This is a genomic window from Rhodococcus sp. 21391, from assembly GCF_016772255.1.
GTDB classification, from domain to species: Bacteria; Actinomycetota; Actinomycetes; order Mycobacteriales; family Mycobacteriaceae; genus Rhodococcus_F; species Rhodococcus_F opacus.
The window spans coordinates 5,179,819-5,189,799 of the sequence record NZ_CP063781.1 but is presented as its reverse complement, the minus strand read 5'-3'; the positions used below and the strand labels follow the sequence as shown (position 1 = coordinate 5,189,799).

At 68.0% G+C, this 9,981-nt stretch carries 10 protein-coding genes; 8 read left to right on the top strand and 2 right to left on the bottom strand.

What is annotated here, in order from left to right; genetic code table 11:
* Position 1 precedes the first annotated feature (1 nt).
* Positions 2-697: a 3'-5' exonuclease gene (locus GO592_RS24115; RefSeq protein WP_007299262.1), complete on the bottom strand. Its 696-nt coding sequence runs from the start codon at positions 695-697 to the stop codon at positions 2-4.
* Positions 698-1,001: 304 nt separating this feature from the next.
* Between GO592_RS24115 and GO592_RS24110 the strand changes: the two genes are divergently transcribed.
* Positions 1,002-2,132 (top strand): magnesium and cobalt transport protein CorA, encoded by a 1,131-nt coding sequence (locus tag GO592_RS24110; RefSeq protein ID WP_005253068.1) that lies wholly within the window; start codon positions 1,002-1,004, stop codon positions 2,130-2,132.
* Between the two features lie 46 nt (positions 2,133-2,178).
* Here the strand turns inward: GO592_RS24110 and lppU are convergent, their stop codons facing one another.
* On the bottom strand, positions 2,179-2,775 hold the full coding sequence (gene lppU, locus GO592_RS24105; protein ID WP_039952211.1) for an LppU family putative lipoprotein: 597 nt from the start codon (positions 2,773-2,775) through the stop codon (positions 2,179-2,181).
* A gap of 148 nt (positions 2,776-2,923) precedes the next feature.
* Here lppU and GO592_RS24100 point away from each other — a divergent pair, with 148 nt between their 5' ends.
* The 7 genes from GO592_RS24100 to GO592_RS24070 all read left to right on the top strand — a co-directional run bounded on the left by GO592_RS24100 (position 2,924) and on the right by GO592_RS24070 (position 9,966).
* A complete protein-coding gene (locus tag GO592_RS24100; RefSeq protein WP_039952193.1) occupies positions 2,924-3,967 on the top strand; it encodes an ATP-dependent DNA ligase in 1,044 nt (347 codons plus the stop codon).
* Complete coding sequence (locus GO592_RS24095) at positions 3,968-4,996, top strand: DNA polymerase domain-containing protein (RefSeq protein WP_005561963.1); 1,029 nt, start codon at positions 3,968-3,970, stop codon at positions 4,994-4,996.
* Between the two features lie 53 nt (positions 4,997-5,049).
* Complete coding sequence (locus GO592_RS24090; protein WP_007299259.1) at positions 5,050-5,565, top strand: DUF6764 family protein; 516 nt, start codon at positions 5,050-5,052, stop codon at positions 5,563-5,565.
* Positions 5,566-5,658: 93 nt separating this feature from the next.
* Positions 5,659-6,864: a serine hydrolase domain-containing protein gene (locus tag GO592_RS24085; protein ID WP_007299258.1), complete on the top strand. Its 1,206-nt coding sequence runs from the start codon at positions 5,659-5,661 to the stop codon at positions 6,862-6,864.
* A gap of 17 nt (positions 6,865-6,881) precedes the next feature.
* Positions 6,882-7,103: a dodecin gene (locus GO592_RS24080; protein WP_005253074.1), complete on the top strand. Its 222-nt coding sequence runs from the start codon at positions 6,882-6,884 to the stop codon at positions 7,101-7,103.
* Positions 7,104-7,196: 93 nt separating this feature from the next.
* Positions 7,197-8,876, top strand: a complete 1,680-nt coding sequence (locus GO592_RS24075; RefSeq protein WP_039952192.1) for an FAD-dependent oxidoreductase — start codon at positions 7,197-7,199, stop codon at positions 8,874-8,876.
* 169 nt (positions 8,877-9,045) lie between these two features.
* Positions 9,046-9,966, top strand: a complete 921-nt coding sequence (locus tag GO592_RS24070; RefSeq protein WP_007299256.1) for a L,D-transpeptidase — start codon at positions 9,046-9,048, stop codon at positions 9,964-9,966.
* Positions 9,967-9,981: the final 15 nt, after the last annotated feature.

The window sequence follows — 9,981 nt, the reverse complement described above, 5'->3', positions numbered from 1 at the left end:
ATCAGGCGATGCGGAACTGTGCGAGACCGCGAATCGGCCACTCGCCGTTGACGTCCGATGCGTCGCGGCCCTGCCGGGCGAGGTAGTCGGCGAAGTCGCGTTGCCGTTCCGCGTGCCAGCCGGCCTGATGGCTCATGATGTCCAGGGCCCGCAGATTCGGATACTCCTGCGCGAGCGTCCGGGCGAGGTGCGCGGCGGCGATCGCGTCGGCCTCGGCCTCGTGGGCGTCCTCCAGCGCGATGCCGTAGTGCTCGCACACCGCGCCGAGAGTGCGCCTGCCCTTCCGGTATCGGTCCATTTCGCGGTCGATGACGTAGGGGTCGACCACGATGCCGGTGACGAGTTCGGTCAGCCCGAGGCGCAGGCCCTCGGTGTGCATGACGGTCAGGTCGTAGGAGGCGTTGAACGCGACGACGGCATGGTCGCGGGTCCACGCGTCGTGCAGAGCCTCGCGGATCTCGCCGTACCCGGTGGCGTAGTCCTGTCCGTGAGCCCGGGCGTACTCCGTGGAGATTCCGTGCACGTCCGAGGCGCCCTGCGGGATGGGAACCTCCGGGTCGAGCAGCCAGGTCCGCGACTCGAAGTGGTGAGCGTCGACGACGGCGATGCACGCGGAGACGATGCGGGCGTCGGTGGGGTCGGGTCCCGTCGTCTCCAGGTCGAACGCGCAGATCGGTCTGTCCGACCAGCTGGTCATGAGGGCCTCTCGGTGGTGATTCGTTGCCCGCCCAGTATCCGCCGCGGCAGGCGCCGGATCCGGGACCGACACGGCGGGGGTCCCAGGTTGTCGTGGCCGGTCGGCGGGGGTATCGTGTCCTCCGGTCTGCAGTTCGCCGAGGTCGTGAACTGCCTTTTCGAGAGAGCAAGGAGGTGTGGCATCCGATGAGAAGCCAACCTCCGAGTACCAACTGAAACCGTTCCACCGGTAGGTGCGCGGTTTCACGGTCCGTGTTCCTCAGCGCCGTTCCGCGCTGCCCACTTTCCCTCGAAAGCCCCGTGTCATGCCTCAGCTGCGTCCGATCCGTTCCCTCCTCCCCAGCCGCTCCGCCGGTCTGTCCGACGCCGACGCCGGTCACGCGGTGACCCGCCGGCCCGTCGAACCGACGCCTGCGGAGGAAACGGTGGTCAACAGCGCCGTCTACCGCGACGGCCGGAAGACGGCCACCCCGGCCACGCTGTCGGAGGCACTCGCGAGCCTGCCCGACGCGTCGTCGATGGCGTGGATCGGGATGTACCGGCCGAACGACGCCCAGTTGTACGCGGCAGCAAAGCAATTCGACCTGCACGAGCTGGCTGTCGAAGACGCGATCGTCGCCCACCAGCGGCCCAAGCTGGAGCGGTACGGCAAGACGCTGTTCGTGGTCCTGCGCGCCGCGCGCTACTGCGACGAAACCGAGCGCGTCGAATTCGGTGAGCTGCACGTCTTCTGCGGTCCGACGTTCGTGCTCACGGTCCGGCACAGCGAATCCCCCGACCTGTCGGCGGTCCGCCGGCGGATGGAAAGCAACCCGGACCTGCTCCGGCTCGGACCCGAGGCGGTTCTCTACGCCATCCTCGACGCCGTGGTCGACGGGTACGCGCCGGTGGTCGCCGGACTGCAGAACGACATCGACGAGATCGAGACCGAGGTGTTCAGCGGAGCGCCGGGCGTGTCGCGGCGCATCTACGAACTCACCCGCGAGGTCATCGAATTTCAGAGGGCCACAAGGCCGCTGCTCGGGATGCTGCGCGGGTTGTCGGCGGGATTCGAGAAGTACAACACCGACGAGGAACTGCAGCGTTATCTGCGTGACGTCACCGACCACGCGACGGTCGTCGTGGAGCGGGCCGACGGCTTCCGTCAGCTGCTCGGGAACATCCTCACCGTCAACGCCACCCTGGTGTCGCAGGAGCAGAACGAGGAGATGCGCAACCTGACCCAGGCCAGCTATGCACAGAACGAGGAGATCAAGAAGGTGTCGGCGTGGGCGGCGATCCTGTTCGCGCCCACCCTGATCGGGACGGTCTACGGCATGAACTTTGACCACATGCCCGAACTGCACTGGGTCGGTGGGTATCCGTTCGCCCTGTCGCTGATGATGCTCACCTGCGCCGGGCTGTACACGATCTTCAAACGCCGCGGCTGGTTGTGAGCGAGGCCGGCTGCGGGCAGTGCCCGCAGCCGGCCGGCGCCTGCTGTCAGAGTTCGTCGACGCAGACGACGAACTTGCGCTCGGGGTATTCGTATCCGTTGGACGACGTGCCGCACGAGTCCACGGACGTTGCGCCCTGCACGATCTCCGTCACCTTCACGCCGTCGACGGCCGCGGTGTCGCCGCAGTCGATGCGCGCGGGATCCTCGCCGCCGACGTCCATGCAACCGCCGACGACCCAGTCCACGTCGAGGCAGATCGCGCCCTGCTCGATGCCGCCGAGGGTTTCGTAGTAGTACGAGTCGGCGTCGCTGATGCACTGGCTGTTCTTCGCGGCCTTGGCGATCACCTTGTAGTTCGAATCGGCGCTGCCGCACACCGCCTTGTCGATCTCGGCGTCGGAGACGGTGCCGCCGAGCTTCACGCACTCACCGATCGCGACCTCGAAGTCGACGTCGCCGCCGGCGTCCTCGCGTTCCTGCCCGTCGATCACGGTGGTCGATTCGCTGGACGAGGTGGCCGCGGAGGCACCCGACTCCGGCACCGCGGTGGGCGTCGTGTCCGAACCGCACCCGGCCACCAGAACTGCCGTCGCCGACAATGCGACGACTGCGGTACACACCCGCCGAACTAACCCTGTCATGTCTGACCCCTCCGTCAGGTGACCGTCCGCCACCCGTTCCTCCGAGATGACCGTTGCCACCTCGATCGTGTCCACCGCGATTGCCGTGTCGCGCATTATTTGATTACATCGCTGTCCGATTTGCCAATCGTGGTGACAGTATGGACGGGTGGATCTCCCCGTGATGCCTCCGTTACAGCCGATGCTCGCGAAGGCTGCGTCGTCCGTTCCGGCGCAACCGGAGTCCGGGCTCGCCTGGTCCTACGAACCGAAATGGGACGGTTTCCGCACCCTCGTCTTCCGCGACGGCGACGAGGTGGTGCTCGGGTCCCGCGGCGGAAAGGATCTGGCCAGGTACTTTCCCGAACTCGTCCGGGCGGTGAAGGACGAACTGCCCGAGCGGTGCGTGGTGGATGGCGAACTCGTCGTCCCGCGCAGCATCGACGGCCGCACCCGGCTCGACTGGGAGTCGTTGTCGGAGCGCATTCATCCGGCCGAGAGCCGGGTCACGATGCTGTCGGAGAAGACGCCGGCCCAGTTCGTCGCGTTCGATCTGCTCGCGCTGGGCGACCGCGACCTCAGCCGGGAGGACTTCTCCGTACGTCGTGCGCAGCTCGTCGACACCATCGGCGGTGGACCCAGCTGCCACGTCACCGCGGCCACCGAATCCAGTGCGACGGCCATCGAGTGGTTCGAGGCGTTCGAGGGGGCCGGCCTCGACGGGGTGGTGGCGAAGAAGCTGGTGGGCCCGTACCTGCCGAACAAGCGGGAAATGGTGAAGGTGAAGCACGCCCGCACCGCCGACTGCGTCGTCATCGGCTACCGGCCGCACAAGAGTCAGCCGGGGATCGGGTCGATGCTGCTCGGACTGTACGACGGCGACCAGATGGCGATGGTCGGCGGCGCGTCGGCGTTCACGGCGGCGCGGCGGATCGAACTGCTCGCCGAACTCGACGAGCTGCGCGTCGGAGACGACGTCGTCGCGGACGGGGCGCCGACGCGGTGGCAGTCGGGTAACGACCGAACCTGGGTGCCGCTGCGCCCCGAACGCGTCGTCGAGGTGGCGTACGACCAAATGGAGGGTGCCCGGTTCCGGCACGCCGCGCGGTTCCTGCGCTGGCGCCCGGACCGGACGCCCGACGAGTGCACGTTCCAACAATTGGAGGTCCCGGTGCGATACGACCTTGCCGACGTCCTGGCCGGAGGTTCCTAGATGGCGAGTCCTGCCGAAGAACTCGACGTCGACGGCATCGCCGTGCGGCTGTCGAATCCCGACAAGATCTACTACCCGAAACTCGGTGCCGAGGGCGGCACGAAACGGCACCTGGTGGAGTACTACCGGACCGTGGCGCTGAACGGTGCGCTGCTGACCGCCCTGTTCGATCGGCCGACGCATCTGCAACGGTTCCCGGACGGGATCGAGGGCGAGGAGATCTACCAGAAGCGGGTTCCCGCGAAGCGCCCCGATCACGTCGACTCGTGCGAGGTCACGTTCCCCTCCGGCCGCAAGGCCGACGTGCTCTGCGTGCGCAGCGCCGCGAACATCGTGTGGGCGGCGAACCTCGGCAACATCACGTTCCACCCGTGGGCGGTCCGGTGCCCCGACGTCGATCACCCCGACGAACTGCGCATCGACCTGGACCCGCAGCCGGGGACCGGATTCGACGACGCCCGGGCGGTCGCGCTGGACGTGCTCCGGCCGCTGCTCGACGAACTCGGTCTCGTCGGCTACCCCAAGACGTCGGGCGGCCGCGGGCTGCACGTGTATCTCCGCATCGAGCCGCGCTGGGATTTCATCGAGGTGCGGCGCGCGGGCATCGCCCTCGCACGGGAGATCGAGCGGCGCAGCGGCGACCGGGCCACCACGTCCTGGTGGAAGGAGGAACGCGGCGAACGCATCTTCCTCGACTTCAACCAGAACGCCAGAGACAAGACCATCGCGTCCGCCTACTCGGCCCGCAAGACGCCGATCGCGACCGTGTCGACGCCGGTCACCTGGGAGGAACTCGTCGACGTCGACCCCGACGACTTCACCATCGCGACCGTGCCCGCGCTGCTCGAGAAGCGCGGCGATCCCATGGCGACCATGGGCGACGTGGCGCAATCGCTGGACGTGCTGCTGGAGATGGCCGAACGGGACGCAGCGAACGGTCTCGGCGATCTGCCGTACCCACCCAATTACCCCAAGATGCCGGGGGAACCCAAGCGGGTACAACCGAGTCGGGACCGAGACCGCAAATAGCCGGCGCTCACGTAGGCTCGGGACGGTCGGGTCGGGAACAATGTGAGGTCGCCATGGAACGTACGACAGTCGGTACTGCCGGACTCGCCCTCGGTGTCGTCGCGACGGCACTCGGGGCCCTGATGATCGCGCCGGCCACCGCGTCGGCCGTCTCCCTCTCCTGTGTGTCACCACCCGGCCGGGGTGACACCACGATCGTCGACCGGACCGCGTGCGGTGCCAATGCCGATACGAGCAGCAATTCGGCGGCGTTCGGCACGGACGGTGTCGGTTTCGCCGACGCAGCCCACGCGGGCGCGGCGCTCGGCGCGGGGCTGGGCGGTGGTGTGGGTGCGGCCGAGGCACGTCGTGGCGCCGTCGCCGCCGTGGCGGTCGGGCCCGCGAGCGTCGCCATCGGAACGGTCGACAGTGCCGGTCCCGCCCTGGTGCTGAGCGGTCCGGGCGGGCAGGCGCTGGTCGCGGATCCGGCGAAGGGCGTGGTGTGCGCCGCTGGACCGTCGCTCGCGATCAATTTCCTTGCAGGTCAAGCGTGTCTGAGTGACGGCACAACAGTGTGGCGGCTTCCCTGAACGGCACCCCGGTCCGCGTCGTATGGTGACGGTAGTCACAATGGGCTGACGCAACTGCCGTAGGAGATACGGCAGCGAGATCGGAGGTGGTCGATGACGACCAGCGTTCGAGTTCCCCGGCCCGCGTCCGTGCCACGGACGGAGCTGCACGTCGATCCGCGGTTCCTGCCGCTCGCCGACCGGTTCTTCGCGATGTACCGGCAACCTCAGCACGGCGGCGGGGCGCTCACCGCGTACTTCCGGGGTGAGAAAGTCCTCGACATCTGGGCGGGCTGGGCCGACCGCGATCGCCGCTGGGACCGCGACACCGTCGCCCTGTCGTTCTCCACGGGAAAGGGCGTGGCCAGCACGGTCGTCCACCGGCTCGCCGAACGCCGGCTGATCGACTACGACGCGCCCGTCGCGCGCTACTGGCCCGAGTTCGGCGCGGCAGGCAAGGGCGACATCACGGTCCGCGAACTCCTCACCCACCGGGCCGGACTGCACAAGGTCCGGGGTCTGATGCGGAGCCCGCTCGATCTCCTCGACTACGACGCCGTCGTCGGGGCCCTCGCGGCCGGCCCGGCGGATCCGCGCAGGCTGCGCGGCCCCGGGTATCACGCCGTCACCTACGGGTGGCTGGTGGCCGAACTGATCGCCCGCGTCACAGGAAAGCCGTTCGTCCAGGTCGTGCAGGACGAAATCGCAGGCCCGCTCGGCGTCGACGACTTCTGGTATCAGGTTCCCGGACAGCACCGTCCGCGGATCGCGAAGCTGTTTCCGCACATCAACCCGGCCGGACTCAACTGGGAGCTCACGTCGAACGTGCTCTCGCTCGTCGGCCCCACCCGCGGACTCGCCGAGGCGGCGATGCCCCGGGGATTCGACGTGCTGGTCCGGAACCCCGCGGTGCACGACGCGGTGATGCCCGGCTGGAACGGCGTGTTCAGCGCGCGGGCGCTCGCGCGCATGTACGGCGCCATCGCCAACGGCGGCAGGCTGGACGGACGCCGGTTCCTGCGCAAGTCCACCATCGCGCAGATGTCACAGGTGCAGACCCACGACCGGGACTACGTCCTCGGTATCCGGCCGCAGTGGTCCCTCGGCTACCACCGGCCGATCCTCGCGTCCCGGGAACAACCACGGAACGCGATCGGGCACTACGGCGTCGGCGGGTCCGGCGCCTACGCGGACCTCGACAGCGGACTGTCCCTCGGCTTCGTCACCAACCGGCTCGGCAGTTCCCTCACGGCTCTCGGTGATCTTCGTCTGGCCAGGCTCGGTGTCGAGGCGCAGGCGATCGTCCGGAACGGCAAGTAACCACGAAAGGAATCCTGATGAGTGATCACGTGTACCGAGTTGTCGAGGTCGTCGGTTCGTCGAGCGACAGCACCGACGCGGCCATCGAGAACGCCATCGCTCGGACCAACGAGACCGTGCGCAACGTCGAGTGGTTCGAGGTCGTCGAGACCCGGGGCCACGTCGAGAACGGCGCGATCGCGCACTACCAGGTCACGGTCAAGGTCGGATTCCGTGTGGAGCCGGGCGACGCGGTCTGACACAGCGGACGGTTCTCGCGCAAAATTGGAACACGTTATAGTCTGGTGTCACGTCCCGACGTCGGACTGCGCGTACTCAGGTAGGGGAGAACCGTGACTTATGTGATCACGCAGCCGTGCTGCAACGACGCCTCGTGCGTCGATGTCTGTCCGGTCAACTGCATCCATCCCACACCGGACGAGAAGCCGTTCGCTACCACGGAAATGCTGTACATCGACCCGGACACCTGCATCGACTGCGGGGCCTGCGTCGAGGAGTGCCCGGTGGAGGCCATCTACGCGGAGAACGACCTCGACGAGGTCGACGAGCCGTACCTCGACATCAACGCGCAGTACTACACCAAGCACCCCATCGGCCCCGACTGGCCCGAGCCGCTCGCGCTGCCGCAGATCGACGCAGCCCTCGGCACGCTCCACGTCGCGATCGTCGGGTCGGGTCCGGCCGCCTGCTACGCCGCGATGGAACTGACCGCGAAACCGCGCGTCGAGGTCGACATCTTCGACCGGCTTCCTACCCCGTACGGGCTGGTGCGCGCCGGGGTCGCGCCGGACCATCCGGGCACCAAGGGTGTCACGGACCAGTTCCGTTCGGTCGTCGGCAAGCGCACGGTGCACTGCCACTTCAACGTGGAAGTGGGCCGGGACGTGAGCCACGAGGAACTGCTCGCGCACCACCACGCCGTCATCTACGCGGTCGGCGCGGCAGGCGACCGCACGCTGGGCATTCCCGGCGAGGATCTCGTCGGCAGCCACGCCGCCACCGAGTTCGTGGCCTGGTACAACGGTCACCCCGACTACGCCGACCACACGTTCGACCTGTCGGGGGAGCGGGCCGTCATCGTCGGCAACGGCAACGTGGCACTCGACGTGGCCCGCATCCTCGTCACCGATCCGGAGATCCTGGCCAAGACGGACCTCGCGGACCACGCCCTCGAGGCGCTGCGGGCGAGCAACATCCGCGAGGTCGTCATTCTCGGCCGCCGCGGCCCCGTTCAGGCCGCCTACACCAACCCCGAGCTCCTCGCGCTCGGGCTGATGCCGGACGTGGACATCGTGGTCGACCCGGACGAAGCGGTGCTCGACCCGGCAAGCCGCGCGTTCGTCGACGGCGACGAGGCCGAGCCGTCGCAGCGCCACAAGGTGCGGCAGGTCGAGGAGTTCGCCCGGCGCACCGCCGATCCGGCGAAGAAGCGGATCGTATTGCGGTTCCTGACGTCGCCCGTGGAGATTCTCGGCACCGACGCCGTCGAATCGGTGCGCATCGCGAAGAACGAGATGGTCGCGGACGCGTCCGGACGGCTCAGCGCCAAACCGTCCGACGTCACCTCGACGCTGGACACGGGCCTGGTGCTGCGCTCGATCGGTTACCGCGGTCAACCCGTGGCCGGCATCCCCTTCGACGACCGGCGCGGTGTCATCCCCAACGAGAACGGCCGGGTGATCGATCCGGAGACCGGCACACCCGTGCCCGGCGTGTACGTGGCGGGCTGGATCAAGCGCGGGCCGACGGGCGTGATCGGCACCAACAAGTACTGCTCCGCGGAGACGGTCAAGATGCTGATCGACGATTTCTCCGCCGGTCGCCTCGACGCGCCCACCGAACGTGAGGCTCTCGACCGCCTGATCGCCGAGCGTGCGCCCGACGCCGTCGACTACCAGGGCTGGCAGCGCATCGACAAGACCGAACGTGCCGGGGGCAAGGCTGCCGGTCGGACGCGCACCAAGCTGATCACCATCGAGAGCATGCTCGCCGCCGCCCGCGCCGATACCTGATCGTGAGCGCTTCTTGACCACTAGGTGACACCACCCGCCCGCAGGCCGCGGAGCGGCAACGATTGCGGGCAAATTGCTCGCGGCCGGATGATGTGTGTTAATGGCAGTGCGCGATTGGTAGGTCCGTCGGGGACGCGCGTTGCACACGTCGTCGAACGAGAGTGGTCATATGGGCAAGTCAGGAATCGGTTTTTCCAGGAACAAGCACTGGTCTGCGCGCGTCGCTGTCGCACTGACCGGGGCCGTCGTGTCCGGAACTGCGCTGGTCGGGGCCGCACAGGCCGCACCGCTCTTTCCCGGTGGACCGGAGATTCCGAGTCTTCCCACCCTGCCCGGTCTGCCCGGCGCGCCGCAGCTGCCGCTTCCCGAACCGGCACCCGCGCCCGCGAACTTCTCGGCCCCGTCCCTCAACCCGGGTGCGGGCGAGGTCGTGGGTGTCGCGCAACCGGTGATCATCCGCTTCAACGAGGCGATCGGCGACCGCGCCGCCGCCGAGCGTGCCATCAAGGTCACCACCAGCCAGCCGGTCGAGGGCGGTTTCTACTGGATCAACGACAGCCAGGTGCGGTGGAAGCCCACCGAGTTCTGGCCCGCGAACACCGAGGTCACCGTGGACGCCGGCGATTCGCACTCCACGTTCACCATCGGCGACGCGCTGGTGGCGACCGCGGACGACAACACCAAGCAGATCACCGTCACCCGGAACGGCGAAGTGGTCAAGACCATGCCGACGTCGATGGGTAAGACCGATCACGAGACGCCGAACGGCACCTACATCATCGGCGACAAGTTCCGTGACATGTACATGGACTCGTCCACGTACGGTGTCCCGGTCGACTCGGCCGAGGGGTACCGCACGTACGTCGAGTACGCCACCCGCATGTCGTACAGCGGCATCTTCGTCCACGCCGCACCGTGGTCGGTGGACGCCCAGGGCAACACCAACGTCAGCCACGGCTGCCTCAACGTGAGCACCGACGACGCCAAGTGGTTCTACGAGAACTCGAAGAAGGGCGATGCCGTGGTCGTGCAGAACACCGCAGGCGGCGTGCTGAGCGGCTCCGACGGTCTCGGCGACTGGAACCGCTGACCCTGATCTGACCAG

Bases quoted from the DNA above. Each gene is read 5' to 3' on its own strand.
- GO592_RS24080 (WP_005253074.1), top strand. From the start codon at position 6,882: ATGAGTGATCACGTGTACCGAGTTGTCGAGGTCGTCGGTTCGTCGAGC.
- lppU (WP_039952211.1), bottom strand. From the start codon at position 2,775: ATGACAGGGTTAGTTCGGCGGGTGTGTACCGCAGTCGTCGCATTGTCG.
- GO592_RS24095 (WP_005561963.1), top strand. From the start codon at position 3,968: ATGGCGAGTCCTGCCGAAGAACTCGACGTCGACGGCATCGCCGTGCGG.
- GO592_RS24070 (WP_007299256.1), top strand. From the start codon at position 9,046: ATGGGCAAGTCAGGAATCGGTTTTTCCAGGAACAAGCACTGGTCTGCG.
- GO592_RS24090 (WP_007299259.1), top strand. From the start codon at position 5,050: ATGGAACGTACGACAGTCGGTACTGCCGGACTCGCCCTCGGTGTCGTC.
- GO592_RS24085 (WP_007299258.1), top strand. From the start codon at position 5,659: ATGACGACCAGCGTTCGAGTTCCCCGGCCCGCGTCCGTGCCACGGACG.
- GO592_RS24110 (WP_005253068.1), top strand. From the start codon at position 1,002: ATGCCTCAGCTGCGTCCGATCCGTTCCCTCCTCCCCAGCCGCTCCGCC.
- GO592_RS24115 (WP_007299262.1), bottom strand. From the start codon at position 697: ATGACCAGCTGGTCGGACAGACCGATCTGCGCGTTCGACCTGGAGACG.